The sequence below is a fragment of the Cryobacterium sp. N21 genome, from assembly GCF_002929575.1.
GTDB classification, from domain to species: domain Bacteria; phylum Actinomycetota; class Actinomycetes; order Actinomycetales; family Microbacteriaceae; genus Cryobacterium; species Cryobacterium flavum.
In genome coordinates this window covers 98216-123737 of the sequence record NZ_PJJQ01000030.1, presented here as the reverse complement: position 1 = coordinate 123737, position 25522 = coordinate 98216, and the positions used below count along the sequence as shown (strand labels likewise).

23 protein-coding genes are annotated in these 25522 nt (G+C 65.4%); 11 read left to right on the top strand and 12 right to left on the bottom strand.

All coding sequences use genetic code 11. The features are described 5' to 3' along the window. Positions 1–6: 6 nt before the first annotated feature. On the bottom strand, positions 7–633 hold the full coding sequence (locus CXY77_RS06555) for a hypothetical protein (RefSeq protein ID WP_104129844.1): 627 nt from the start codon (positions 631–633) through the stop codon (positions 7–9). 165 nt (positions 634–798) lie between these two features. Here CXY77_RS06555 and CXY77_RS06550 point away from each other — a divergent pair, with 165 nt between their 5' ends. Then, complete coding sequence (locus CXY77_RS06550) at positions 799–1389, top strand: nitroreductase family protein (protein WP_104129843.1); 591 nt, start codon at positions 799–801, stop codon at positions 1387–1389. A 79-nt stretch (positions 1390–1468) separates the two neighbouring features. On the opposite strand, the gene CXY77_RS06545 is transcribed toward CXY77_RS06550, so the two are convergent. After that, a complete protein-coding gene (locus tag CXY77_RS06545; RefSeq protein WP_092338245.1) occupies positions 1469–2518 on the bottom strand; it encodes a zinc-dependent alcohol dehydrogenase family protein in 1050 nt (349 codons plus the stop codon). 120 nt (positions 2519–2638) lie between these two features. Further along, positions 2639–4819, bottom strand: coding sequence for an ATP-dependent Clp protease ATP-binding subunit (locus tag CXY77_RS06540; RefSeq protein ID WP_104129842.1), 2181 nt, complete (start codon positions 4817–4819; stop codon positions 2639–2641). Positions 4820–5088: 269 nt separating this feature from the next. On the opposite strand from CXY77_RS06540, the gene hisC reads away from it, so the two are divergent. The 4 genes from hisC (at position 5089) to CXY77_RS06520 (ending at position 8966) form a co-directional block, all read left to right on the top strand. Continuing rightward, complete coding sequence (hisC, locus tag CXY77_RS06535; RefSeq protein ID WP_198412762.1) at positions 5089–6156, top strand: histidinol-phosphate transaminase; 1068 nt, start codon at positions 5089–5091, stop codon at positions 6154–6156. A gap of 70 nt (positions 6157–6226) precedes the next feature. Next, positions 6227–7222 carry an ABC transporter substrate-binding protein gene (locus tag CXY77_RS06530; protein ID WP_092338250.1) on the top strand — a complete coding sequence of 332 codons (996 nt, stop codon included), beginning with the start codon at positions 6227–6229 and terminating at the stop codon, positions 7220–7222. Positions 7223–7252: 30 nt separating this feature from the next. Then, entirely contained in the window at positions 7253–8167 is a 915-nt protein-coding gene (locus tag CXY77_RS06525) for an ABC transporter permease (RefSeq protein WP_104090026.1), read from the top strand. A gap of 7 nt (positions 8168–8174) precedes the next feature. Further along, a complete protein-coding gene (locus tag CXY77_RS06520; RefSeq protein ID WP_092338254.1) occupies positions 8175–8966 on the top strand; it encodes an ABC transporter ATP-binding protein in 792 nt (263 codons plus the stop codon). Between the two features lie 77 nt (positions 8967–9043). Here the strand turns inward: CXY77_RS06520 and CXY77_RS06515 are convergent, their stop codons facing one another. Genes CXY77_RS06515 through CXY77_RS06500 form a run of 4 tightly spaced genes read right to left on the bottom strand, consistent with a single transcriptional unit; the run spans position 9044 to position 12120 of the window. Further along, a complete protein-coding gene (locus CXY77_RS06515) occupies positions 9044–9805 on the bottom strand; it encodes an alpha/beta fold hydrolase (RefSeq protein WP_092338256.1) in 762 nt (253 codons plus the stop codon). A gap of 3 nt (positions 9806–9808) precedes the next feature. After that, on the bottom strand, positions 9809–10138 hold the full coding sequence (locus CXY77_RS06510; protein ID WP_092338258.1) for a biotin/lipoyl-containing protein: 330 nt from the start codon (positions 10136–10138) through the stop codon (positions 9809–9811). Continuing rightward, the gene (locus CXY77_RS06505; RefSeq protein WP_104129841.1) at positions 10131–11156 is read right to left on the bottom strand and encodes an alpha-ketoacid dehydrogenase subunit beta; all 1026 of its coding nucleotides are present in this window, start codon (positions 11154–11156) and stop codon (positions 10131–10133) included. Before CXY77_RS06505 ends, CXY77_RS06510 begins: the two co-directional genes overlap by 8 nt. Beyond that, the gene (locus tag CXY77_RS06500) at positions 11149–12120 is read right to left on the bottom strand and encodes a thiamine pyrophosphate-dependent enzyme (protein ID WP_233197291.1); all 972 of its coding nucleotides are present in this window, start codon (positions 12118–12120) and stop codon (positions 11149–11151) included. The genes CXY77_RS06505 and CXY77_RS06500 overlap by 8 nt, the downstream gene beginning before the upstream one ends. A 275-nt stretch (positions 12121–12395) precedes the next feature. On the opposite strand from CXY77_RS06500, the gene CXY77_RS06495 reads away from it, so the two are divergent. The 5 genes from CXY77_RS06495 (at position 12396) to CXY77_RS06475 (ending at position 18742) form a co-directional block, all read left to right on the top strand. Then, a complete protein-coding gene (locus CXY77_RS06495; RefSeq protein WP_092338263.1) occupies positions 12396–12899 on the top strand; it encodes an Lrp/AsnC family transcriptional regulator in 504 nt (167 codons plus the stop codon). Positions 12900–13083: 184 nt separating this feature from the next. Next, complete coding sequence (locus CXY77_RS06490; protein ID WP_140425488.1) at positions 13084–16614, top strand: DEAD/DEAH box helicase; 3531 nt, start codon at positions 13084–13086, stop codon at positions 16612–16614. A gap of 222 nt (positions 16615–16836) precedes the next feature. Next, a complete protein-coding gene (locus CXY77_RS06485; RefSeq protein ID WP_104129839.1) occupies positions 16837–17160 on the top strand; it encodes a hypothetical protein in 324 nt (107 codons plus the stop codon). Then, entirely contained in the window at positions 17160–18152 is a 993-nt protein-coding gene (locus CXY77_RS06480; protein ID WP_104129838.1) for a glycosyltransferase 87 family protein, read from the top strand. The genes CXY77_RS06485 and CXY77_RS06480 overlap by 1 nt, the downstream gene beginning before the upstream one ends. Beyond that, positions 18149–18742: a histidine phosphatase family protein gene (locus CXY77_RS06475; RefSeq protein ID WP_092338267.1), complete on the top strand. Its 594-nt coding sequence runs from the start codon at positions 18149–18151 to the stop codon at positions 18740–18742. Before CXY77_RS06480 ends, CXY77_RS06475 begins: the two co-directional genes overlap by 4 nt. Positions 18743–18755: 13 nt before the next feature. On the opposite strand, the gene CXY77_RS06470 is transcribed toward CXY77_RS06475, so the two are convergent. The 5 genes from CXY77_RS06470 to dnaK all read right to left on the bottom strand — a co-directional run bounded on the left by CXY77_RS06470 (position 18756) and on the right by dnaK (position 23934). Then, entirely contained in the window at positions 18756–19880 is a 1125-nt protein-coding gene (locus tag CXY77_RS06470) for a class I SAM-dependent methyltransferase (protein ID WP_233197272.1), read from the bottom strand. Positions 19881–20025: 145 nt separating this feature from the next. Continuing rightward, positions 20026–20439 carry a heat shock protein transcriptional repressor HspR gene (locus tag CXY77_RS06465; protein ID WP_092338270.1) on the bottom strand — a complete coding sequence of 138 codons (414 nt, stop codon included), beginning with the start codon at positions 20437–20439 and terminating at the stop codon, positions 20026–20028. A 2-nt stretch (positions 20440–20441) separates the two neighbouring features. Continuing rightward, positions 20442–21443, bottom strand: a complete 1002-nt coding sequence (locus CXY77_RS06460; protein ID WP_092338272.1) for a DnaJ C-terminal domain-containing protein — start codon at positions 21441–21443, stop codon at positions 20442–20444. Continuing rightward, a complete protein-coding gene (locus tag CXY77_RS06455) occupies positions 21436–22050 on the bottom strand; it encodes a nucleotide exchange factor GrpE (protein WP_104129836.1) in 615 nt (204 codons plus the stop codon). The genes CXY77_RS06460 and CXY77_RS06455 overlap by 8 nt, the downstream gene beginning before the upstream one ends. 9 nt (positions 22051–22059) lie before the next feature. Beyond that, on the bottom strand, positions 22060–23934 hold the full coding sequence (gene dnaK / locus CXY77_RS06450; RefSeq protein ID WP_092338276.1) for a molecular chaperone DnaK: 1875 nt from the start codon (positions 23932–23934) through the stop codon (positions 22060–22062). 218 nt (positions 23935–24152) lie between these two features. Here dnaK and CXY77_RS06445 point away from each other — a divergent pair, with 218 nt between their 5' ends. Further along, complete coding sequence (locus CXY77_RS06445; RefSeq protein ID WP_233197271.1) at positions 24153–25463, top strand: MFS transporter; 1311 nt, start codon at positions 24153–24155, stop codon at positions 25461–25463. The last annotated feature ends 59 nt before the right edge of the window (positions 25464–25522 follow it).

The window sequence follows — 25522 nt, the reverse complement described above, 5'->3', positions numbered from 1 at the left end:
GCGCAGCTAACCGTGGTTGGGGCAGTAGGACCGTAGCTGCTTTTGGTACAGGGTCTCCGGAAGGAAGTCCTGCACCTCCCCCATGGTCGGCGCCGGCGTCGGCTGCCCACACGCGAGCATGGTGGCGATGAGGCCGTTCGTGGTTGTCGTGAGCAGTCCGGAGCCCACCTCGCTGCCGGAGCAGCTCAGGTCGAAGGCAACCTGAATCTGATTGGTTTGAAAACCCATGATGGTTGTCCCCACGAGTGGAACGGACGGTTTCGCCGCCTCGAAGTCAACCTGCGGATGCCCGAGGTCCGTCGTCTCCGTCTGCCCGGTGCGTTCAAACTCCGCCAACAGAAAATCGATCCACTCGGGCGTGAAATAGTCGCGGGAGAGCAGATCGTCGCTGACGAGACTGGAGGTGTAGGTGAGCTCGGTGTCGACAGCGGACTCCGTGCCGTCGGCGGCGACGGTGAGCTCCCGGTGACCGAGCGTGGCCGGCTCCGCATCCTGCATTGGGTGCCAGGTCAGTTGCGCATCGTGCTGGCTGCAGGCAACCGGTTCCGGGATCGAAACGGATGCCGTCGGCGTCACGTCCGCAGGGAAGAAAGCGCTGCAGCCGGCCAGCGCGACCACGATCGTGGTCGCCACTGCCAGTACTCCGACGGAACGAGACCTGGCCTGATTCATCACGGTCCCACCCCTTGTCGTCACATCGCGTAATGACACCCTAGACGGAATAGTGCGCAGTCTGCAGCGTTATAGATCGTGGGTCAACGCAGCCCCGCCTACGTTCCTCGATCAAAGGATTCGCCCATGACCCTCATTGCAGACACGAACCGTCGCGCCGTCACCGCATCTCCTCTCATCGAGATCCTGGCCGAGCGCTGGAGCCCGCGCGCCTACGACAAGAGCGCTGTTATCGACGAGGCCACCCTCACGACCGTGCTCGAAGCGGCCCGTTGGGCTCCCTCGGGCAGCAACCGGCAGCCGGTCCGGTTCATCGTGGCTCGGCGCGGTTCGGCGAGTTTTGTCAAGATCCACGATGCCCTCAAGGGGTTTAACCAGGTGTGGGCCGATTCGGCATCCGTTTTGATCGTCAATGTGGCGCAGCTGCCGGCGGAGTGCGAACGCCAGAACCCGTGGGCGCGCTACGACCTCGGCCAGTCCGTTGCGCACCTGTCGATTCAGGCCCAGCACGAGGGTCTGCACACGCACCAGATGGGCGGATTCGACGGTGCTGCCATCGCGGCGGCCTTCGACCTCACCCCCGAGCAGGACGTCGTCACCGTCACGGCGCTGGGAGTGCTTGGCAATGCCGACGATCTCACCGCCGAGCTGCGCGAGCGCGAGGTTGCTCCCCGCACCCGCCTCCCCCTCAGCGAGTTGCTCCTCAGCAACGACTAGTTCTGCCCGTTTTGCGAGAGCGCAAAAAGTGCCCGTTTGAACACATCAAACGGGCACTTTTTGCGCTCTCGAGGGGCTGCTAGGGGCGGAGGAGCACCTTGATGGCCCGGCGCTCGTCCATCGCGGCGTAGGCCTCGGCCACCTCAGCCAGCGGCAGCTGCAGGTCGAAGACCCGGCCAGGGTTGATCTGGCCGGAGAGAACCTCCGGCAGCAACTCCTCGACATAGCTCCGAACGGATGCGACGCCTCCGTTCACCCCCACGTTGTTTCCGAAGAGGGTGCGGATCGGCAGTTCGGCGCCGCCGTTGGGAACGCCGACGTAGCCGACCATTCCGCCGGGGCGAGCCGAACGAATGGCCTGGTCCATGGATTCCTGGGTTCCGACGCACTCGAGCACATAGTCGGCGCCGATACCGTCGAACAGGGCCTTGACGGCGGCAACACCCTCATCGCCGCGCGCTTCGACAATGTCGGTCGCGCCGAATTCGCGGGCCACAGCCTGGCGGTCGGCGTGGCGGGACATGGCCACGATGCGGCTCGCACCGAGGCGCTTGCTGGCAAGGATGGCGCAGAGTCCGACGGCTCCGTCACCAACGACGACCACGGTTGAGCCCGGCTCCACGCCAGCCGAGACGGCCGCGTGGTGCCCGGTGCCCATGACGTCGGCGAGGGTGAGCAGGCTTGGAACGAGGTCATCGCTCGGAACGGTGGGCGTGGCAACGAGCGAACCATCGGCGTGGGGAACACGCACGCGCTCGCCCTGGGCTCCGTCGGCGAATCCGCCGAGCTGGTCTTCGGCGCCCCACCAGCCGCCGTTGAGGCAGGAGGTGCTCACGCCGTTCTGGCAGTTGACGCAGGTGCCGTCACAGTCGTAGAAGGGGGCAATGACGAAGTCTCCCACCTTGATCGTCGAAACACCGGCACCAATGGCTTCGACGATGCCGACGAATTCATGGCCGATACGGTGCGGCTCTTTGGTGGGGGCGATCCCCCGGTACGGCCACAGGTCGGACCCGCAGACGCAGGCGGCGACCACCCGAACGATGGCATCGCCACCGGTCGAGAGGACGGGTTCGGGAACTTCTTCGAGGCGAACATCCCGTTCGCCATAAATCACAGTTGCGAGCATTGTTCGAGCCTATCCGGGCGAACCTGTGCCTCGCCTCCGTGTTCGTTGTTCGCGCGAGAGCGGGAAATGTGCTGCTTCAGTGCTGCTGAAGCGACGAATTTCCCGCTCTCGCGTCACGGGTTAGAGCAGGTCTTCTTCGAGGGGAACATCGAGCAGCGCGGGAGCGGATCCCACGGTGAGCGCGTCACCGTCTTCCGCGAGCGCCACCAGCACCGTGTCGCCGTCCCGAATATCGCCGGCGAGCAAGGCCCGCGCCAGGCGGTCGTCGATCTCGCGCTGCATCAGGCGCCGCAGTGGACGAGCACCGTAGATCGGGTCGTAACCACGCTCGGCCAGCCAGCGGCGGGCATCCGGTGTCACGGCCAGCTCGAGGCGGCGCTCGGCGAGCCGCTTCTGCAACCGGTCGACGTCGAGTTCGACGATCTCACCGAGCTCTTCGGTCCTGAGCGAGGAAAACACCACGATGTCGTCGAGCCGGTTGACGAACTCGGGCTTGAAGGCCTGCCGCACCAGGCCCAGCACGGCCTCCTCCTTCTGCTCCAACGACAGGGTCGGATCGACCAGAAACTGCGAACCGAGGTTTGAGGTGAGCACGAGGATGGTGTTGCGAAAGTCCACCGTGCGACCCTGGCCGTCGGTGAGGCGACCGTCGTCGAGCACCTGCAGCAGCACGTCGAACACCTCGGGGTGCGCCTTCTCCACCTCGTCGAACAGAATCACCGAGTACGGGCGACGCCGCACGGCCTCGGTGAGCTGCCCTCCCTGCTCGTAACCGACATACCCCGGAGGCGCTCCGACCAGGCGGCTCACCGAAAACTTCTCGCCGTACTCACTCATGTCAATGCGCACCATGGCTTTTTCATCGTCAAACAAAAACTCGGCGAGCGCCTTGGCCAGCTCGGTCTTGCCGACGCCGGTCGGGCCTAGGAACAGGAACGATCCGGTCGGCCGGTCGGGGTCGGAGATGCCGGCGCGCGAACGTCGCACGGCATCGGCCACCGCACGCACGGCGCGCTTCTGGCCGATCAGGCGGTGGCCGAGCTCATTTTCGAGGTTCAACAGCTTGTCGGTTTCACCCTGCAGCAGTCGGCCGACCGGAATTCCGGTCCAGGCGGCGACCACGGCGGCAATGTCCTCGCTCGTGACCTGGTCGTTGACCATGCGCGGGCCGACGGATTCTTCCTTCTCGGCGTCGGCGAGCGCACGTTCCATCACCGGGATATCGCCGTAGAGCAGCCGGGAGGCCTTTTCGAGGTTGCCCTCACGCTGGGCCCGGTCGGACTCGATGCGCGCGGTGTCGAGCCGCTCGCGCAGTTCGCCGACCCGGTTGAGCGAGGCCCGCTCGTTGTCCCAGCGCGCCTGCAATTCTTTGAGGCTGGCCTGGCGTTCGGTCAGATCATCGCGCAGCTTGACCAGCCTCGCCTTCGAGGCGTCGTCCTTCTCCTTCTTCAAGGCGAGCTCTTCGAGCTTCAGGCGGTCGACGCTGCGCCGCAGCTCATCGATCTCCACCGGCGAGGAGTCGATCTCCATGCGCAGCCGGCTCGCGGCCTCGTCGATCAAGTCGATGGCCTTGTCGGGCAGCTGGCGCGCGGTGATGTACCGATTCGAGAGGGATGCCGCGGCCACGAGAGCAGAATCGGCGATCGTCACCTTGTGGTGGGCTTCATAACGTTCCTTGAGTCCGCGGAGAATGGCGACGGTGTCTTCCACCGACGGTTCGTCGACGAGCACGGGCTGGAAGCGGCGCTCGAGCGCGGCATCCTTTTCGATGAATTCGCGGTACTCGTTGAGTGTGGTGGCGCCGATCAGGCGCAGCTCGCCACGGGCCAGCATGGGCTTGAGCATATTGCTGGCCGCGACGGAACCTTCGCCGCCGCCGGCCCCCATGAGGGTGTGCAGTTCGTCGACGAAGGTGATGATCTGCCCGTCGGCGTCGTTGATCTCCTTGAGTACGGCCTTGAGCCGCTCCTCGAACTCACCGCGATACTTGGCGCCGGCCACGAGGGCGGCCAGGTCGAGGGAGACCAGCTGCTTGTCTTTGAGCGAGTCAGCCACGTCACCGGCCACGATGCGCTGGGCCAGCCCTTCGACCACGGCGGTCTTGCCGACGCCGGGCTCCCCGATGAGGACCGGGTTGTTCTTGGTGCGCCGGGTGAGCACCTGGCTGATCCGGCGAATCTCGGCGTCGCGCCCGATCACCGGGTCGAGCTTGCCACTGCGGGCGATGTCGGTGAGGTTCACCCCGTACAGTTCGAGGGCCGTCTTGGCGTCTTGCTGCGGTGGTTGCTGACCGGCTTGCATGAGCTGTCTCCTCTAAAGTTGAGCCTGACTGACTCAAGTTTAGTACCAGACGGCTGGCCACCGAAATAGGCAGCCCAGGACTAAATAATTGAGCAGTTTGTTCGGCAAATCGCCCCTGGAACCAGTCAAATAATGCAGTTTGTGTCGTTCATATTGGTCGAATTGTCAAACTTCTGCCCGTTCACTACGCTCTGAATCAACCCGTCATTGCCGACGTCCTACTCGACGGGCATGTCTGGCACGCCCGTCACGAGTGAGGTTGAGAGATTATGGTGCAGCAACGCGAAGCCATCAGCAGGCTGCCCGCCTACAAGCAGGGCACCGCGGCCGGCGACTCGGGGGCGTACAAGCTCTCAAGTAACGAGAATCCGTACCCACCGCTCGCCTCGGTAACGCAGGCCATCGCATCCGCTCTCGGGGAGATTCACCTGTACCCGAGCATGGCCGTCGCCGAGGTCACCGAGCGCATCGCGGAGCGGTTCAACGTATCGAGCGACAATGTGGCCTTCGGAGCCGGGTCGGTCGAGGTGTTGTCACAGATCATCCACGCGAGCGCGGGGGCCGGCGACGAGGTCATCTTCGCCTGGCGTTCGTTCGAGGCCTACCCAATTCTGGTGCAGGTTGCCGGAGCGACGCCCGTCGCGGTCGCCCTCACCGCCGATGAGTGCCACGACCTGCCAGCCATGGCCGACGCCATCACGAGCCAGACCAGGCTGATTTTGGTCTGCAACCCCAACAACCCCACCGGTGCGTTCGTCACGGCCGACGAACTGCACGCCTTCATGGCGCGGGTGCCCGAGAACGTGCTGGTCGTCGTCGACGAGGCCTACGTGCACTTCAACCGGGACACCGCCTCGGCCGTTGGCATCGACTTTTTTCGCCGCTACCCGAACGTGGCCGTGCTGCACACTTTCTCCAAGGCCTACGGCCTGGCCGGTCTGCGCATCGGCTACGCGATCGCGCCCACCGCGGTCGCGGCCAACCTGCGCCGCGTTGCCCTGCCGTTCGGCGTGACCGCCCTCGCCCAGCGCGCCGCCCTCGCCTCCCTCGACGCCGAAGCCGAGCTCACCCTGCGCATCGACGAGATCGTCGCCGAACGCACCAGGGTGCTCGCCGCACTACGGGCGAGCGGATGGCGCGGCGCCTCCTCGCAGGGAAACTTCGTTTGGCTGCGCACCTTCAACGACACCGACCGGGTAAACGCGGTGTTCATTGCCGAAGGTATCCTGGCTCGGGCTTTTCCCGGCGAAGGCCTGCGCGTGACGATCGGCACGGCAAAGCAGAACGACCGTTTCCTGGTCGCCGCGAGCGCCGCTCTCACTCCCGCCGCCGTCTAACCACCCTCAACGTTCGGCCGCAGGTTCCCGCGCGCCGTGTCAGCATGAATTCAAAGGAGAATTTTCCAGCATGAAGCACACCAAATCCTTGTCCGGCCTGGCCCTGGTGGCCGCGAGCGCCTTCGCACTGAGCGGCTGCGCGGCCAGCGAGCCGGCAGCATCCACTGCAGATGACATGATCACGATCGGCATCAGCCAGATCGTGCAGCACCAAGCACTCGACGACGCCCGCGAGGGCTTTAAGAAGGCCTTTGCCGACGCCGGCTACGTCGAGGGCACCGACATCGAGTTCGACGAGCAGAACGCGCAGGGCGAGCAGGCCACCGCGAGCACCATCGCAGCCAAGTTCGCCGCCGACAAGGTCGACCTCGTGCTCGCCATCGCCACGCCCACCGCGCAGGCCGCCGCTCAGACCATCATCGACATCCCCGTACTGTTCACCGCGGTGACCGAGCCCGAAGAAGCCGGACTGGTCGCAAGCTGGGAGAAGCCGGGCAGCAACATCACCGGAACCAGTGACCTGAACCCGGTCAAGGAGCAGCTCGAACTGATTCAGGAGATTCTGCCTGACGCCAAGTCGGTCGGCGTGATCTACAGCTCGGGCGAGGTCAACTCCGATGTGCAGGTTGAGCTCGCCAAGCAAGCAGCGAAGGACCTCGGCCTGACCATCAAGGAAGCCACCGTCACCAACTCGAGCGAGGTCGCCCAAGCCACCGAGTCGCTCGGCGACGTCGACGCCATCTACATCCCCACCGACAACCGCGTCACCGAGGGCCTTGAAGCCGTCATCCAGTACTCCGAGGCGAACCAGATTCCGCTGTTCGGCGCCGAAAACGGGCAGGTCGAGCGTGGCGCCATCGCGACCTACGGCATCAGCTACACCGACCTCGGCTACCAGACCGGCCAGATGGCCATCCGCATCCTCGAAGACGGCGAGAACCCGGCCGACATGCCGGTGGAGACCCTCGACACGATCGAATTCATTCTCAACCCGGTCGCTGCCGAGCGCATGGGCGTGACCCTCTCCGAGGAACTCATCGCCAAGGCCGACCGAATCATCGAATAACAGCCACTCCTCTACCGAAGGAATAACCAGATGAACGCGGCTCTCGAACTCGGCCTGCTCTACGGAATCATGGCGTTGGGTGTCTACCTGACCTTTCGAATCCTCAACTTTCCCGACCTCACCGTCGATGGAAGTTTCACGACCGGGGCCGCCGTAGCCGCGTCGCTCATCATCAACGGCGTGCCCGCTCCCCTCGCCACCCTTGCCGGGGCGGCGTCGGGGGCGGTGGCCGGCCTGGTCACCGGCGTTCTGTACACCAAAGGCCGCATCGACGGCCTGCTCGCGGGCATCCTGACGATGATCGCCCTGTGGTCGATCAACCTGCGCATCATGGGCAAATCTAATTTGCCCCTGTTGCGGGAGGATACCCTGATGACCCCGCTGCGTGACGCCGGTCTGCTTGGCGGGGCCTGGAGCATCCTGATTTTCGCCGTCGCCGCCCTCGTTATCAAGTTCGCGATCGACTGGTTTCTCAGCACCGACCTCGGCCTGTCGATTCAGGCGACCGGCAACAACGAGCAGATGATCCGCAGCCTCGGCGTCAACACCCACCGCACGACCATTCTCACCCTGGCGATCTCGAACGGACTCGTCGCCCTGTGCGGCGCGCTCATCGCGCAGTACCAGGGCTTCGCCGACGTCAGCATGGGCATCGGCCTCATTCTGGTCGGGCTCGCCTCGGTCATCGTCGGCCAGGCCGTCTTTGGGCGTCGCAACATCTTCCTCGCGTCGCTGGCTGTCATCGGCGGCGCCGTCATCTACCGCCTGGTGATCTTCTTCGCCCTCGGCGCCGGCCTCAACCCCAACGACATGAAGCTCATCTCGGCGCTCCTCGTCGTCGCCGCGCTGCTGCTGCCGCGCTGGGGCTTCTTGAAACGCATCCCCTCGCTGCGCCAGATGCGTTCCGCCGCCGCCGTGAAACCTAACTACGTGAAAGCCAACTAGGAGTCTCATGCTGCTCATCGAGAACATCACCAAGACTTTCTTTCCCGGCACGGTCAACGAACGCGTCGCGCTGAACGACGTGTCCCTGCAGCTGAACACCGGCGATTTCGTCACGGTCATCGGCAGCAACGGCGCCGGCAAATCCACCCTGCTCAACATGATCAGCGGCAAGCTTCCGATCGATTCCGGCGACCTGTCAATCGATGGCAGTTCCGTCAAGCGGATGCCCGACTACGCACGCGCCGCGTACGTCGGCCGCGTTTTTCAGGACCCGATGGCCGGCACAGCGCCCGACCTGAGCATCGAGCAGAACCTGGCGCTCGCGCTTCGCCGTGGCAAGCGTCGCGGGCTGGCCTGGGGCGTCACCCACAAGCGCCGCGAGTTCTTTCGCGAAGAGCTTCTCTCGCTCGAGCTCGGCCTCGAAAACCGGCTCAAGGCCCGGGTCGGGCTGCTCTCCGGCGGCCAGCGTCAGGCGCTGTCACTGCTCATGGCGAGCTTCACCCAGCCGCGCATCCTGCTGCTCGACGAGCACACCGCAGCGCTTGACCCCCAGCGGGCCGAACTGGTCACGACGCTCACCGAGAGCATCGTCGCCAAGCACCACCTGACCACCCTCATGGTCACGCACAACATGGAACAGGCGCTTCGCCTCGGCAACCGGCTCATCATGATGCACGAGGGGCAGATCATTCTCGACGTCGACGCCGAGCGCAAGGCCACCATGACCGTGCCCGACCTGCTCGCCGAGTTCGCCAAGATCAAGGGCGCGTCCCTCGACGACCGGGCGTTGCTCGGGTAGTTGGAGACGACGAGAAACGCCGACTCGGCGCTGCGTTGGTGCGCGGGCCAAGTCAGCAGCTTTTGCGGTTCAGCTGCTTAGCGGGCGAGAAACTCGATCGCGGCCTGCTTGAAGGCGCGGGAGCTCACCGCGTTCATGTGGGTGCGGGCGGGCAGCCAGAGCACCTCGGAGTCGGCGGCCAGCGCCGCGAGCTCGGCGGTTCCGGTCGCGAGCACGTCGCGGTCGCCCGTGACGAACAGCAGAGGCCGCACAGGAACGGATGCGCCGGGCTCGAAACGTTCCTTCTTAATCGCAGCGACCAGCCGCAACAGCGCGGGGGTGTTAGCACCCGGCGCAAGCTGCATCAGGGTCATCAACGAGGCGGTCGACTCGTGGGCGATCTCCTCGGAGTCGGATAGAAATATTAGAGCCGCATCGAGATCGAAGTCGGCTAGTGGATCCTCGGCGCTCATGCCGCCGAGGACCGCGCGATTGACCAGGTCGGGCCGCTCGGCGGCGAGTTCCCAAACCAGGCGCGACCCGAGGGAATAGCCGACCAGGTCGACTCCGGAGGCTGGATCGCCCGCCTCGCGTGGCCTGGCACCGGCGAGGGCGAGCACCTCGAGAACGGCGGCGCGCAGGCGGCTGGGGGCGTAGGCATCCATTTCGAGCGGTGCGGCGCTCTCGCCGTGGCCGAGCAGGTCGACAGTAAATACGCGCCGGCCGGCGGCTGTGAGGTCGCGCAGCCAGCCGGTCGCCTCCCAGTTGAGGGCGGTCGACGAGGCGAAACCGTGCACGAGCAGCACCGGGGCAAGGCCAGCGTCGACGGCGGGTTCGTGCTGCTGCCAACTGGTGAGCATTTTCTAGTCCTCGTCGAGCACGGCCGAGAGGCGTACGCGGCGTTTCGGCGCGGCCTCGGCCGGCACGGTTCCCACGATGCCGGCAGAATCGTCGGCGACCGTGAACGTGATCAGCGGAGTGTCAACGAGCACCACGTCGCCGGGCTCGCCGTGCAGCGTGAGCACGATGCCGGCGATTGGTGACGGCAATTCGACCGACGACTTCGTCGTTTCCACCTCGACGAACGGCTGGTTGCGTTCGACCTGGTCGCCGACCTTGACGAGCCATTCGAGCACGGTCGCTTCGAGCAGTCCCTCACCGAGGTCGGGCAGGGGAAAAGAGATTTCAGCCACGGCGGTACTCCAATACGCGTTGAACTCCGAACAGAATTCGGTCAATGTTGGGAATGTACTCGTCCTCCAGGTCGCCGGACGGGTACGGCACGTCGAAGCCGGTCACCCGCTCGACCGGCGCGCGCAGCGTGTCGAAGCAGCTCTGCGAGACGAGCGCGGCCACCTCGGCGCCGAGGCCAGCGGTGTGCGGCCCCTCGTGCACGACGATGGCGCGACGGGTGCGCGAAACGGATGCCGCCAGCCCCGCTTCGTCGATCGGCTTCAGCCAGCGCAGGTCGAGCACCTCGAGTTCGATGCCGTCTTCCGCGGCCAGCTCCGCCACCTGGAGGCAGCGGGAGACCATGGCGCCCCAGGCGATGAGGGTCGCATGCTTGCCCGGGCGGGCGATCACCGAGCCCTCGAGGGCGGAAGTGTCTTCGTCAGCAGCCAGGTCGACCCCGGCCTTGTTCCAGTAGCGCGCCTTCGGTTCCATGAAGATGACCGGGTCGGGCATCGAGGCGGCGTGCTTGAGCAGGTGATAGGCCTGCTGCGGGTTGGCGGGCGACACGACCTTGAGTCCTGGTACGTGCGCGAACAGCGATTCGAGGCTTTCACCGTGATGTTCGGGGGCGCGAATTCCGCCGAAGCTGGGCACGCGCAGCGTCACCTGCATCGGCAGGGTGCCACGGCTGCGATAGTTCATGCGAGCCAGCTGGGTGATGATCTGATTCACGGCCGGGTAGGCGAAGCCGTCGAACTGCACCTCGGGAATCGGGTGAAAACCCGCCATGGCCAGACCGATCGCGGTACCGAGAATGCCGGACTCTGCCAGCGGGGTGTCAAAGACCCGGTTCGCGCCGAAGCGCTGCTGCAGGCCGTCTGTCACCCGAAAGACACCGCCGAGCACGCCGACGTCTTCGCCGAAGATGAGGGCGCGGTCGTCGGTGTCGAGAATCTCGCCGAGCGCGCGGTTGATGGCCTGCTGCATGGAGAGCTGCAGGAGCGGCGTCTCCCGCACGAGTTCTAACGTGTCAGACATGCTCGGATTCCTCTCTCCACTGGCGCGCCTGGGCGCCGAGCGTCGGGGTTGATTCTTGAAAAACGAAGTTGAACATTTCGCTTCCGGGGCGGCTTTCGAGGGCCACCACGCCGTCGCGAATCTCGTCGGCCCGCGTTTGGGCATCAGCGTCGGTTTTGTCGAGGAAGGCCGCATCGGCCACGCCCTGCTCGACCAGCACCGAACGAAACCGCCTGAGAGGATCTTCGCCGCCGTCGATTTTCTCGTCATCGAGGGTGCGGTAGCGGCCGGGGTCGTCGCTCGTGGAGTGCGGGCCGCGCCGATAGGTCATGGCCTCGACCACGACCGGGCCGAGTCCGGCGCGGGCGTGGGCGACCGCGCGCTGAGTGGCGTCCAGCACGGCGAGCACGTCGTTGCCGTCGATCCGCAGGGCCGGCATGCCGTAGCCAGCAGCGCGAGCGGCGACCGAGCCGCCGGCCACCTGCTGCTCGGTGGGCACCGAAATGGCCCAGCCGTTATTCTGCACGAAGAACACCACCGGCGCCTTCAGAATGGCGGCGAAGTTCATGGCCTCGTGCACGTCACCCTGCGAGCTCGCGCCGTCGCCGAGAAACGCCAGACCAACGCCGAGACCGTCCGGCGAGGCCCCGTTCAAAGTCTGACCGTGCGCCCAGCCGACCGCGTGCAGCACGGATCCGCCGACAACCGCCTGAAATGGCGCGAAGTGGCTGGCGACCGGGTCGTAGAGCCCGCCGTGCCAGATGGCCTTGTGGGTCGACATGTACTCGACCATGTTCAGGCCGAGCGTGTACGCCACGCCCATCTCGCGGTAGGTCGGGAAGACGAAGTCTCGGGTCGTGTCGACGGCGAAGCCAGCGCCGACCTGGGCTGCTTCCTGGCCGAGCATCGGCGCGTAGCCCGGAATGAGACCCTGCCGCTGCCAGGCCACGGCCGAGGTATCGAGCTGGCGCACGTTCGCGAGCATTCGGTACAGGTCGCGGAGGCGGGCCGGGCCTGGAGCTGCGGCACCCGCTTGAGAAGGGGGCAGGGTGTCGAGCGTGGCAGCGAGTGCGCGAGGCGCCATGCTGGCTCCTTCCATCGATGGGCGGGTAACAGTAAAGTTAGTGACTTTGCCCAGCGTTCGCCACAGTGACTAATTGGAGTGCACAATCTGCGAATAATTGTGCGTATTTGAGTCAAATCACCGTACAGTTAGTACATTCATCACCACAGCATTACCGGCACGCGAAAGGTCACCTCATGGACATCGATTCCTTGGATTCCCGCCTCGTCACCCTGTTCTGCGAGCGCCCCAAGCTCTCGGTGCTCGAGGCCTCGCGCCGGCTCAAGGTGGCCAGGGCAACGGTGCAAGCCCGACTCGACCGGCTGATGAGCCGCGGGGTGATCAAGTCGTGGGCTCCGGCGCTCAACCCGAGCGAGTTCGGGTTTCCGGTCACCGCCTACTGCTCGCTCACCGTGCGGCAGGATGCCGGCCACGCCGTCGTCGTCGCGGCCCTCGCCAAGATTCCGGAGATTCTCGAACTGCACACGGTCTCCGGCGACAGCGACATGCTCGCTCGGGTCGTCGCCCGGTCGAACGCCGACGTGCAACGGGTGCTCGACCTGATCGTCGCGACGCAGACGGTCGTGCGCTCCTCGAGCGTGATCGTGCTCCAGACCCACATCGAGGCGCAGGCTCTCGCCCTGTTGCAAGCCACGGCCGCTCCCACCAGCGCCCCCGGACCGGCCGATTTTCGTGGCTAATTCAGGAAATTTGGCGACCTCCGGCTCGCGGCGCCCAGACGAGTGCGGCGAAACCATCCCGCCCAGGAGGATCTCCTGAATTAGCCACCGCGCGGCCCCGTGAGACACCAGGTTGAGCGCGGGTGGGCAGCCTCCCGTGAGATAATAAGGGTTGGTCCCTTTTTCTTACGGAGCTCCCACACCTATGGCCCATTCCCTCAGCACGCACGAGATCGCCCGCATCGTCGGCAGCCAGTCGTTCTCGCGCGGTGAACGATACGCCCGCAACGGACACGTCACCGAACAGTCTTGGGCCACGTCGGGAACACACCTCACCGGTCGCGTCAGCGGCACCAGCCCGCAGCCATACACCGTGCTCGTGTCTTTCACGCTGAATGCCGCCGGCCAGGCCGTTCGAGCCAGCGGTACCTGCACCTGCCCGATGGGGAGCAACTGCAAGCACGTCGCCGCTCTGCTTCTGGCCAGCCGCAGCACGCCCGCCGAGCTGAACGCCGAGCGCACCGCCTCCAACGTGCGGGCCATCGGCGACCGCCGCACCCCCGTCTTCGAATCGACCTTCGTGCCGGCCGCCTACCAGCCACCCGCCCCGGCCCCCGTTGTTCCCATTCGCCCGCCGGTCCCCGCCTGGCGCGCCGCCCTGGCTCCTTTGGCCAAGCCGACCGGCGAGGCCTCCATCAGCACGGCCCTCGCGCTGCAATTCGACCTGCTCGACCCCGCTTACAGTCCCAACCGGCGCCCTGGACCCCGTCGCCTCGGCGCCCGCCCCATGGTCATGGGCAAGAAGGGCAAGTGGATTCGGGGCAACCTCACCTGGGACAACCTGTCTTGGACCCCGGGTACCTACAACCGCGGTCACCGCAAGATTCTTAACGCCCTCTACGCCCTCTCGGCCACCGGTCAGCGCTATTACAGCTACACCGACCACTGGCTCTACCTCGACAACTTCGAGAACAAGGCCCTCTGGGACCTTCTGCACGAAGCCCGGTTGAGCGGTCTGCCCATGGTCTGCGCGACGGATGCCCAGAATCCCGTTCTGCTCTCCCCGACGCCGGCGGCGCTCGAGATCGACATTCGCCGCGACGACGAGGGGCTGCTGTTGACCCCACTGCTCGTACTGAACGAGCAACTGCATCGCGGTGCCGAATTCGGATTTATCGGGGACCCTGCGCACGGTGCGTACACCTTCATGAGCCCGGCCGACCCGCTCGCGACCGGCAAGCAGCTCACGCTCGCCCCGTTGAATGCGCAGGTCAGCTCCGAGATTCGGGCCCTCGCGGTCACCGGCGGCTTCGACATCCCGGCCGACGATGAGGCCGCGTTCCTCACCGACTACTACCCATTTCTCCAGCAAAAACTGAGCCTGACCAGCCACGACGCCTCATTTGAGCTGCCCAAGACAGCCCGTCCGCAGCTCGCACTCACCATCACCCACCAAACGGATGCCCGCATCACCCTCGCCTGGGAGTGGCAGTACGTCGCGCCCACCGACACAGCCAAGCCCGCCGCGGCAACCACTGCTGCGACCGGCGGCTTGGGCGGAGCTACTGCGACCGGCCCGGCGGAGGCATCCTCTTTTGTTGCCGCTGCCGACCACGCCGACACCACGACTGCCGCGGTCGCCATTGAAGCCGTGCTGTACCGCCACCCCCTGCGCCCCACGCCGGGCGACACCCGCTTTCGCGATGCGACCCGCGAGAGCGACATCCTGCATGAGGTCGAACGCACGATTGCGTCGTTCGTCGCCCTCTGGCAGCCCGCCACCCCGATCAGCCAGGCGCGATTGCTCGAGCACTCCGAGCTGCGCGGTGCCGTCATGATCAGCTTTCTCGGTGAGACCGTGCCGAAGCTCGAAGCGGCCGGCATCGTCGTGCAGGTCTCGGCCGACGCCCCGAGCTACCGCGAAGCCGACGAAGCGCCCGTGATCAGCCTCGCCACCTCCGAAAGTACCGATACCCGTGACTGGTTCGACCTCGCCGTCACCGTGACGATCGAGGGCGAAGACATTCCCTTCGACGACCTCTTTCGCGCGCTGGCCACCGACCAGGACCTGATGATCCTCGACAGCGGCACCTATTTCAGCCTCGACCGGCCCGAGCTGCAGCAGCTCCGACGCCTGATCGAAGAGGCGCGCGGTCTGCAAGAGAGCAACGCCGGTACGCTCGGCCTCAGCCGTTTTCAGGCCGACCTCTGGGACGAACTTCAGCTGCTCGGTGTCGTCGCCGAACAGGCCGCCACCTGGCGCAGCGCTGTCGAGGGATTGTCTGAGGCCGCACCGATCGCCGAACGTCCGCTTCCGCCGGCCGTGCACGCCACCCTGCGCGCCTACCAGCAGACCGGGTTCGACTGGCTCAGTTTTCTCTACGACCACCAGCTCGGCGGCGTGCTCGCCGACGACATGGGGCTCGGAAAGACCTTGCAGGCCATCGCCCTCATCGCCCACGCTCGCGACACGCAGCGCGCCTCGGAAGGCACCGCCCGCAAGCCGTTCCTCGTCGTCGCCCCGACAAGCGTCGTGTCGAACTGGGCCGCCGAGTGCGCCAGATTCGCGCCCGACCTCGCCACGGTCGCCATCACGCAGACCGCTGGTAAGCGCGGCTCCAGCCTGCAAGACGAAATGGGCCAAGCGGATGTCGTGATCACCTCCTACACGCTCTTTCGCCTCGATTTCGAGGAGTACAACGCCCAAGACTGGGCCGGCCTGCTGCTCGACGAAGCCCAGTTCGTGAAGAACCACCAGAGCAAGGCGCACGTCTGCGCGCGCCGCCTGCGCACCCCGTTCAAGCTGGCCATCACCGGCACCCCGATGGAAAACAACCTGATGGAACTGTGGTCGCTGCTTTCCATCACCGCGCCCGGCCTGTTCCCGAGCCCCAGCCGCTTCGCCGACTACTACCGCAAACCCATTGAAACGGATGCCGACGCCGACCGGCTTGCGCAGCTGCGCCGCCGCATCCGCCCATTCATGCTGCGGCGCACCAAGGCCGAGGTAGCCAGCGATCTGCCCGAGAAGCAGGAACAGGTGCTCGAACTCGACCTGCACCCGCGGCACCGCAAGGTCTACGACATGCACCTCGCCCGCGAGCGCCAAAAGGTACTCGGCCTGATCGAGGACATGAACGCGAACCGGTTCGAGATCTTTCGCTCGCTCACCATGCTGCGCCAGCTCAGCCTCGACGCAAGCCTGTACGACGCGAAGTATGACGCGATCCCGTCGACCAAACTCGATGCCCTTCTCGAACTGCTGGAGGATACCGTCGCTGAGGGCCACCGCACGCTCATCTTCAGCCAGTTCACCCAATACCTCGGCAAGGCGCGCGACCGACTCGACGCCGCTGGCATCAGCTACTCCTATCTCGACGGCAAGACCCGCAACCGGGCCAAGGCCATCAGCGACTTCAAAGAGGGCACCAGCTCGGTCTTCCTGATCAGCCTCAAGGCCGGCGGATTCGGCCTCAACCTCACCGAGGCCGACTACGTTATTCTGCTCGACCCGTGGTGGAACCCGGCGACCGAGGCCCAGGCCGTCGACCGAGTGCACCGCATCGGCCAGACCAAGAACGTCATGGTCTACCGCCTCGTCTCCAAAGACACCATCGAGGAGAAGGTCATGGCCCTCAAAGCCACCAAGGCCCGCCTGTTCGAGAGTGTCATGACCGACGGCGCCCCAGCCGGCACCGCCCTGACGGCCGCCGACATCCGCGAGCTCCTGGCCTGACTCGCCCTGCTCGCCTTCCCGGCGCACCTATATGGACGGGGCCCGGGACTGGGCCCAGGGCCCAGTTTATAAACTGGGCCCAGGGCCGCAAGGTGGGCCGGCAACCGCCGAACGCCCCGCTGGCGTATACAGGCTGAGCAGCCAGAGCTGACACCCAGCGTTCACCCAGCACCCCTAGACTGCACGCGACGGCCCCACCTCGCACCCTGCAGAAACGGTCCTATGTCCAACATCTTCGATCGGATCGACGCCCGACTCGCGACGACGCTCACCCCGAGCCGCCGCCTGATGCTGCAGCGGCCGCGCACCCTCGTGCTCGGTTTTCTCGGTCTCCACACGGTGTTCCTGTTCGCGCTGCTGCCGACCATCCTCACCGGCGGGGTTCTGGGAGACCTGCCGCTGTACCGTACCTGGGCTGAACTCGGCCTGGAGCACGGCGTGTGGCAGGGTATCGACACCGAGTGGGTGTACCCGATCGGCGCCATGCTGCCGATCGCCTTGGCGGGCATCGCCGGCCCCTGCTCTACCAACTGCTCTGGTTTCTGATGACGGCCGCGTTGAACGCCATCGCGGTCGGGGCGCTCACCGACTGGGGTCGGCGCCGTAGCGGCTTCAAATCGGCCTGGTACTGGCTGTTCGCGTCGTTTCTGCTGAGTCCGGTGGGATTGCTGCGGCTGGAAGGAATCACGGCGCCACTGGTCATCGTCTCTCTCCTGCTGCTCGCGAAACGGCCGGTTGTCGCCGCAGCCGTGCTGACCCTCGCCACCTGGATCAAGGTCTGGCCGGCCGCCGTCGTGCTCGCGGTGGTCACCGTCTCGCCCCGCCGTCGCACGGTGGTGCTCACCGGCGCGGCCGTGTCGGCGGGGGTGGCGACATCCGTTTGGCTTCTGGGTGGCTGGCAATTTCTCACCGGATTCGTCACCGAACAGTCCGACCGTGCCCTGCAATTGGAAGCGCCCATCACGACTCCGTGGGTGTGGCTGGCCACACTTGGCCACCATGGCACGGTCATCTACGAGAATTTCGCCATCGCCACCCGCGAGGTGAGTGGTCCAGGCACCACCCTCGTCGCCTCACTGATGACGCCGGTCATGTTCGGTACCATCGCGGCGATCTTCGTACTGATGCTCATTGCTCAGCACCGCCGAGCGGATGCCGCCCAGCTGTTGCTGGTCGGCGCCCTTGCCCTGGTCAGCGCCTTCATCGTCTTCAACAAGGTGGGGTCACCGCAGTACATGCTGTGGCTGGTGCCGGTGGTTGCGGTGGGTGTGGGCACCAGCTGGGCCGAGTGGCGGGTGCCCGCCGTGCTGATGCTGGCTATCTCGGGACTGACAACACTGATCTTCCCGATCTTCTACCTGCCGCTCATCGACGGCGACCTGTTCTCACTGCTGCTGCTCACCGCGCGCAACGCTCTACTGGTCGTACTGTTCGGCTGGTCGGTCAAGCATCTGGCGCGACTGCCCTGGGCTGCGCCGGGTCGAGAGGTCTTGACCCGTCGCACACTCCCAGTCGGCCAAGGCAGAATAGACGGGTGACCACGACGACGACCTTCGCCCTCATCCGCCACGGCCAGACCGATTGGAACGCCGCCGCGCGAATCCAGGGCGCCACCGACATTCCGCTCAACGACGTGGGGCGCGGCCAGGCAGCGGATGCCGTCGCCCCCCTGAAACGCTATGACTGGGACTTCATCGTCTCGTCGCCGTTGTCACGTGCGGCCGAAACCGCCGACCTCATCGGCGAACAACTCGGACTCGACGAGGCCCGGCGCATTCCGGGTCTGATCGAGCGCAACTACGGGCCAGCCGAGGGGCTCAGCGCCGGCTCGGAACTCGACGCGCTGCGTTTCCCCGGCGGATTCCACGGCGCCGAGACCGAGGAAGCTGTCGCTGCTCGGGGTATCGACGCCCTGCGCGAGCTGGCCAGCGAGCACCCTGGAGCCCGCATCATCGTCGTCGCGCACGGCACGCTCATTCGTTTGAGCCTCGCGCAGGCTCTCGATGCGCGCATCGAGAGCATCAGCAACGCCTCGCTCAACCTCGTGCACCATCACCACGCGCACGGCGACGACACTATCGTCTGGCAGCTCGACGTGTTGAACGGTGAGCCGCTCGTGCACGCCTGACCTGGTCAATCCCCTAGCGGCCGGTCGACACCGTTACGGTGAACTTGGTGTTGCGGCCAACCTGGCGGGTCGAACCGACGATGCGGGTGAGCATCGGGCGGTAACCGAGGTGCGTGTTCCACACTGTCCACAGCTCGCCGCCGGGCGCGAGCACCCGGGCCGCGTCGTTGAACAGCTTCTCGGCGAGGCCGGCATGCACCGACGCTCCAATATGAAACGGCGGGTTGAGCAGAATCAGGTCGGCGGAGTCATCCGCTTGGCCGGACAGGCCGTCGGCGCGCACCACGGTGACCCGATCGGCCAGCGCGTTGGCATCGACGGTTGCGCGAGCGGATGCGACGGCCACGGCCGACTGATCCGTCGCCAGCACTCGCAACAGCGGTCGCTGCGCGGCCAGTGCCGCGGCGAGCACACCGGTACCGCAGCCGAGGTCGATGGCACGTTCGGCGTCGGGCTTCATGCGGTCGAGCACCTCGAGCAGCGCCCGGGTGCCGATGTCGATGCTGGTTCCGGCAAAAACGCCGCCGTGGCCTCGTACTGTCAGGTCGAAGTCGTCGTGCTTCTCACTGTGCGGCCAGTCGGTCGTTGACGTGGCCAGGGGCGACGAGGCAATCAGCACGCGGGACTTCTGGCGGGCCGGGCGCACGTTGAGGGCGCCGAAGTGGCGGCGCAGCACCTCGTTCATGCTCACGGTCATGTGCTTGATGCGGCCGCCGGCGAAGACGATCACATCGGGCGCGGCGTACTTCGCGATGGCGCCGGCGATCTCGTCCAGCTCATCGAGGCTTTTTGGCAGCTGCAGCAGCACGACGTGGGCGTCCTTCAGCAGTTCTTCGCCGAGCGGAAGGGAGCGGTAGGCATCCGTCAGGTTGACGCCGGAGGCGTTGCTGTCGAGCGCGTATTCGCCCGAGAGCGCGTCCTGGTAGACGCGAATACCGCGCGCGTTGTGCAGCGCTGCGGCACCGAGGGTGAGGGCGCCGTAGCGGTCCTCGAGCACGACGACTCCGCCGGAACGGTAGGCGGCGAGCGCGCCGGCAGCTTCATCGAGAATGAGCCGGTCGCTGGCATCGACGGCGAAGAGGTTCTCGGCCTCGATGTCAGGCCTGCGGCGCAGTCGGTCGAAATCGAATTCTTTCACGTTGTCTACTGTGCCTTTCAACGGCGTAAACGTGTTGGCGTTCCGCGGCGCGGACTGGTCGTGCGTGCCCGATTCGGACATGGTTCCCCCTGAGAGTGGTGCTGGTGCAACCAGTTCGTGCTGTGAAACAAAAACGTGGAGCTGACTATGGTCTAGGCTGCCGCCAGATGACAATCTGGTTGCTGCGCCTGGTGCGAGTGCCCGCCTTCATTGAAATGACGTCGCCGGCCGAGCCAGCCGCGAAAACGCGGCGGCCCGGACGGTTCAGTAGTTCATCGGCGAGCGTCGATTCCAACTCGCGCACACGGTTTTCGAGACCGCGCACGTGATCCTCGAGTTCGAGGATACGACGGATGCCTTCCAAACTCACGCCCTCCGAGCCCAGTTCCGCAATTTCACGGAGCTTTGCCACGTCGAGCATCGAGTACCGTCGGCTCTTGCCGGGGGTGCGTTCCGGGCTGACGAGGCCCAGGCGATCGTATTGGCGCAGGGTTTGCGGGTGCATTCCCGCAAGCTCAGCGGCCGTGGAAATCACGAAAACCCGGGTGGTCTCGTCCATGATCAGCCCTTCGCCCGCGCGATCAATTCATCGCGCGGGTTTTCCTTGGGCAGCGCTTCGGCGAACGCGGCAAGTTTCTCTTCCGCATCCTTCGAGAGGTGCGAGGGAACCGCGACCTGCACAACAGCAAGCAAGTCGCCCGTGCCCTTGGCCGTGGTGACGCCGCGGCCCTTGACCCGCAGCACGCGGCCACCGGGAGTGCCAGGGGCAACGCGCAGCTTGACCGGGCTGCCACCGAGCGTTGGCACCTCGATCGTCGCGCCGAGGCTGGCCTCGACGAAAGTCACCGGCACGGTCACGCGCAAGTTGAGGCCATCACGTTCGAACACCGGATGCTTGCGCACGGTGATCGTGAGCACGATATCGCCGGTCTCGCCGCCATCGGGGCTGGGCTGGCCCTTGCCGCGCAGACGAATCTTCTGCCCGTCGGCGACACCGGCCGGAACCTTAACCTTGATCGGTCGACCATCCTGCGTTTGCAGGCTGATCTGGTCGCCCTGCGTCGCCGTGATGAAGTCGATGGTCGTCGAAGCGATCACGTCTCGACCGCGGGTGGGCGCGCCCGACCCGCGGTAGCCGCCGGTGGGGTTGCCGAAGCCGCCCCCACCGCCACCACCGCGCCCGAACATACCCCCGAGGATATCGTCGAAGCCGCCCTGCTCGAAGGTGTAGCTCTGCTGACGGCTTCCGCCGCCGAACATGCCGCCGAAGGCGTCCTCGAACCCGCCGCTCTGGGCCCGGCCGCCGGGCGCGGCGAACCGCGCCCCGCTGCCCATGGCCCGAACGGCGTCATATTCCTTGCGCTGGGCTGGGTCATTCAATACCGAGTGCGCCTCGCTGAGCTCCTTGAACTTCGCCTCAGCGGTGGGGTTCCCCGGGTTGGAATCCGGGTGGTACTTGCGAGCCAGCTTGCGGTACGCCTTCTTCAACTCGGCCGGCGTGACATCTTTCGATACCCCGAGAACCTTGTAGAAGTCTTTGTCGAACCAGTCCTGGCTAGCCATCGCTCGGTACCTGAACGACGACCTTGGCCGCGCGCAGCAGCGTGGAGCCGAGGTAGTACCCCGTCTCCGCGACGTCGCCCACGGTTTCGGTGTCGACGGCGGCACTGGGCTGCTGGAAGATCGCCTCGTGCATGGTCGGGTCGAACGGTTCGCCGACCGTACCAAACGAGGTCAGTCCGAGACGCTCAACGCTCGCCCGCAGCTTGGCCGCGATCGTGGCGAAGGCGGAGTCGGGCACGAGATCGCCGTGCTTTTCAGCACGGTAGATGTCGTCGAGTACTGGAATCAGCACCTTGACGATATCCCCGGTCACGCGCTCTTTCTCGATGGCACGGTTGGCTTCGGTGCGCCGACGGTAGTTGGCGTACTCGGCCGTGACGCGCTTGAGGTCGGCGAGGTGTTCGCTCGTCGGCTCAGAAACTTCGCGCTCCGCCGCGTCCAGAATGTCCTGAACGGTCAGTTCGTCTTCTTCGATGCCATCGGCCGAAGCCGCCGCATCGCCGTCAGCAGCGGATGCCGATTCCTCCGGCAGTCCCGCACCCGCCGCGGCGGTGCCGTCATCGGGCACCCCCGCAGCGTCGTTGTCTGGATGTTTCTTGTCAGCCATAGTTGCGGCCTACTTCTTCTTCTCGTCTTCGTCGTCGTCCACAACCTCGGCGTCGACAACGTCTTCGTCTTTGTTCTCGTCGGCGCCGGTCTCGTCGGTGCCGGCTTCGTCAGAGCCGGCTGCGGCATCCGCTTGGCTGGACTTGTAGATGGCCTCGCCGAGCTTGCCCTGGCTTTCGTTGAGCTTGTCGAACGCGGTCTTCACCGCGTCCTCGTCGTCGCCGGCGAGAGCAGACTTGAGGGCGTCGACGTCAGCCTGCACCTCATTCTTCACGTCTTCGGGCAGCTTGTCGACGTTGTCCTTGATCAGCTTCTCGATCGAGTAGGCGAGCTGCTCGGCCGTGTTGCGGGTCTCGGCGACTTCGCGCAGGCGCTTGTCTTCTGCGGCGTGCTCTTCACCCTCGCGCACCATGCGCTCGATGTCTTCCTTCGCGAGCGAGGAACCGCCCGTGATAGTCATCGACTGCTCGGTACCGGTGCCCTTGTCCTTGGCGGACACGTGCACGATGCCGTTGGCGTCAATGTCGAAGGTGACCTCGACCTGCGGAATACCGCGCGGCGCCGGAGCGATGCCGGTGAGCTCGAAGGTTCCGAGGTTCTTGTTGTCGCGGGTGAACTCGCGCTCGCCCTGGAACACCTGAATCGCAACGGACGGCTGGTTGTCGTCGGCCGTGGTGAAGGTTTCGCTGCGCTTGGTCGGGATGGCCGTGTTGCGCTCGATCAGGCGCGTCATGATACCGCCCTTGGTCTCGATGCCGAGGCTCAGCGGGGTGACGTCGATGAGCAGAACGTCCTTACGCTCGCCCTTCAGCACGCCGGCCTGGAGCGCGGCGCCGACAGCGACGACCTCGTCCGGGTTGACGCCCTTGTTCGGGTCCTTGCCGCCGGTCTCGCTCTTGACGAGCTCATACACGGCGGGCATGCGGGTAGAACCACCGACGAGAACCACGTGGGCGATGTCGCCGACCTTGACGCCGGCCTCACGGATGACGTCCTGGAAGGGCTTCTTGGTGCGGTCGAGCAGGTCTTCGGTCATCTTCTCGAACTGGGCGCGGGTGAGCGTCTCGTCGAGGTTGGCCGGACCATTTTCGGTCAGCGACAGGTAGGGCAGCTGGATGCTCGTCGACATGCTCGAAGAGAGTTCCTTCTTGGCCTGCTCGGCAGCTTCCTTGAGGCGCTGCTTGGCGATCTTGTCCTTCGACACGTCAACGCCGGTGGTCTCCTTGAAACGCTTGATCAGGTGATCAACGATGCGCTGGTCCCAGTCGTCGCCGCCCAGGCGGTTGTCACCAGCGGTCGAGCGCACCTGAATCGTCGAGAAGTCGTCGTCCTTGCCCACCTCGAGCAGCGACACGTCGAACGTTCCGCCTCCGAGGTCGAAGACCAGGATGAGCTCGTCTTCCTTGCCCTTGTCGAGGCCGTAAGCCAGCGCGGCGGCGGTGGGCTCGTTGATGATGCGCAGCACGTTGAGTCCGGCGATCTCGCCGGCCTCCTTGGTGGCCTGACGCTCGGCGTCGTTGAAGTACGCGGGCACGGTCACGACGGCGTCGGTGACCTTCTCGCCCAGGTACTGCTCGGCGTCACGCTTGAGCTTGGCGAGAATACGCGCCGAAATCTCCTGCGGGGTGTACTTCTTGTCGTCGATGCCGACGGTCCAGCCGGTTCCCATGTGGCGCTTGACGCTGGAGATGGTGCGGTCGACGTTGGTGACGTTCTGGCGCTTGGCGGTTTCTCCGACGAGAACCTCGCCGTCCTTGGTGAACGCGACCACCGAGGGGGTGGTGCGCAAGCCTTCAGCGTTGGCGATGACGGTGGGTTCTCCACCTTCGAGCACGGCCACCACAGAGTTGGTGGTTCCGAGGTCAATACCTACTGCACGAGCCATGTGGGTTGTTCTCCTTCAATCATGTGCGAAACGAACTACAAAGTAATCTCAAGACTTGAGCCTCGATGACTCAAGTCTCCCAGACCGGCTTGGCCACTGTCAATTCTGGCGGCTGAAAGTTGAGTGTGAGTGACTCAACTTTAGAAGAGCGGATGCTGCCGCCTCAGCAGCGAGACTGCCAAACCCACCTGTTTACCCCGGGGCAGTAGATTGTGCACGTGACCGAGACTGTCGCCGTAGACGCTGGTGCCGCTCCAACGCGCGGGCGGGTGGTGGCCTGGGCGTTCTGGGACTGGGGCTCGGCAGCGTTCAACGCCGTCGTCACGACCTTCGTCTTTACGGTCTACATAACAGGCTCATCCTTCGGCGACGAAGACGTCATCTCGGCCCAGCTCGGTTGGGCGCTGGCGATTGCCGGCCTCGTGATCGCCGCGCTGGCCCCAATCACCGGTCAACGCTCCGATACCTCCGGCCGCCGCAAGTTCTGGCTCGGCGTCAACACCTTCATCGTCGTTGCACTGACCATAGCCATGTTCTTCGTGCAGGCGAGCCCGAGCTACCTCGTATTGGGCCTGTTCCTGGTCGCCGCAGGCAACGTCTTCTTCGAATTCGCCGCGGTCAACTACAACGCCATGCTCGCCCAGGTATCAACGCCGCGCACGATCGGCAAGGTGAGCGGGTTCGGCTGGGGCATGGGCTACCTCGGCGGCATCGTGCTGCTGCTCATCGTTTACTTCGGCTTTATTCAGCCCGAGGTTGGCCTGTTCGGAGTGACGGGCGACAACGGCTTGGCTGTGCGTGTGTCCATGTTGCTCGCGGCCGCCTGGTTCGGCCTGTCCGCGCTCCCCGTGCTGTTGCGGGTGCCGGAGTACCGGGCGCCTCAGGCTGCACGCCGCGAAAGAGTCAGCTTCTTTCGAAGTTATATTGTGCTCGGCCACGACATTGCCCGGTTGTGGAAGACCAGCCGCCAGACGGTGTACTTCCTCATCGCGAGCGCGGTGTTCCGCGACGGCCTGGCCGGCGTCTTCACCTTTGGAGGAGTACTCGCGGCATCCGTTTTCGGATTCTCCCCCGGCGAGGTCATCATCTTCGCCATCGCGGCGAACGTGGTGGCCGGTATTGCCACCATGAGCGTCGGCGCGCTCGACGACCGCCTCGGTGCGAAGCCCGTGATCGTGACCGCTCTGGTCGGGCTGCTGGTGAGCGGGCTCCTGGTGTTCTTTCTGCACGACGGTGGGCAGATCGTGTTCTGGACCGCAGGGCTGGCACTGTGCTTGTTCGTCGGTCCGGCCCAGTCGGCCAGCCGCACCTTTCTCGCCCGACTCATCCCGGTGGGCCGCGAGGGCGAGGTCTTCGGGCTCTATGCCACGACTGGTCGGGCCGTGAGCTTTCTCGCCCCGGCTGCCTTCGCGCTGGCGGTGACCATCTTCGGCGAGACCTACTGGGGCATTCTCGGCATCATGCTCGTGCTGCTGCTCGGACTGCTGCTGCTCATTCCCGTCTCGGCCAAACAGCAGCAGATTCGGTAGCTGGGCGCCAACAGGCGTTTGCCTGAGCATCCGCTGAAATGAGGCTGTTCCCTCGCTTG

Bases quoted from the DNA above. Each gene is read 5' to 3' on its own strand.
- CXY77_RS06550 (WP_104129843.1), top strand. From the start codon at position 799: ATGACCCTCATTGCAGACACGAACCGTCGCGCCGTCACCGCATCTCCT.
- CXY77_RS06545 (WP_092338245.1), bottom strand. From the start codon at position 2,518: ATGCTCGCAACTGTGATTTATGGCGAACGGGATGTTCGCCTCGAAGAA.
- CXY77_RS06540 (WP_104129842.1), bottom strand. From the start codon at position 4,819: ATGCAAGCCGGTCAGCAACCACCGCAGCAAGACGCCAAGACGGCCCTC.
- hisC (WP_198412762.1), top strand. From the start codon at position 5,089: ATGGTGCAGCAACGCGAAGCCATCAGCAGGCTGCCCGCCTACAAGCAG.
- CXY77_RS06530 (WP_092338250.1), top strand. From the start codon at position 6,227: ATGAAGCACACCAAATCCTTGTCCGGCCTGGCCCTGGTGGCCGCGAGC.
- CXY77_RS06525 (WP_104090026.1), top strand. From the start codon at position 7,253: ATGAACGCGGCTCTCGAACTCGGCCTGCTCTACGGAATCATGGCGTTG.
- CXY77_RS06520 (WP_092338254.1), top strand. From the start codon at position 8,175: ATGCTGCTCATCGAGAACATCACCAAGACTTTCTTTCCCGGCACGGTC.
- CXY77_RS06515 (WP_092338256.1), bottom strand. From the start codon at position 9,805: ATGCTCACCAGTTGGCAGCAGCACGAACCCGCCGTCGACGCTGGCCTT.
- CXY77_RS06505 (WP_104129841.1), bottom strand. From the start codon at position 11,156: ATGTCTGACACGTTAGAACTCGTGCGGGAGACGCCGCTCCTGCAGCTC.
- CXY77_RS06500 (WP_233197291.1), bottom strand. From the start codon at position 12,120: ATGCTCGCGAACGTGCGCCAGCTCGATACCTCGGCCGTGGCCTGGCAG.
- CXY77_RS06495 (WP_092338263.1), top strand. From the start codon at position 12,396: ATGGACATCGATTCCTTGGATTCCCGCCTCGTCACCCTGTTCTGCGAG.
- CXY77_RS06490 (WP_140425488.1), top strand. From the start codon at position 13,084: ATGGCCCATTCCCTCAGCACGCACGAGATCGCCCGCATCGTCGGCAGC.
- CXY77_RS06485 (WP_104129839.1), top strand. From the start codon at position 16,837: ATGTCCAACATCTTCGATCGGATCGACGCCCGACTCGCGACGACGCTC.
- CXY77_RS06480 (WP_104129838.1), top strand. From the start codon at position 17,160: ATGACGGCCGCGTTGAACGCCATCGCGGTCGGGGCGCTCACCGACTGG.
- CXY77_RS06465 (WP_092338270.1), bottom strand. From the start codon at position 20,439: ATGGACGAGACCACCCGGGTTTTCGTGATTTCCACGGCCGCTGAGCTT.
- CXY77_RS06460 (WP_092338272.1), bottom strand. From the start codon at position 21,443: ATGGCTAGCCAGGACTGGTTCGACAAAGACTTCTACAAGGTTCTCGGG.
- CXY77_RS06455 (WP_104129836.1), bottom strand. From the start codon at position 22,050: ATGGCTGACAAGAAACATCCAGACAACGACGCTGCGGGGGTGCCCGAT.
- dnaK (WP_092338276.1), bottom strand. From the start codon at position 23,934: ATGGCTCGTGCAGTAGGTATTGACCTCGGAACCACCAACTCTGTGGTG.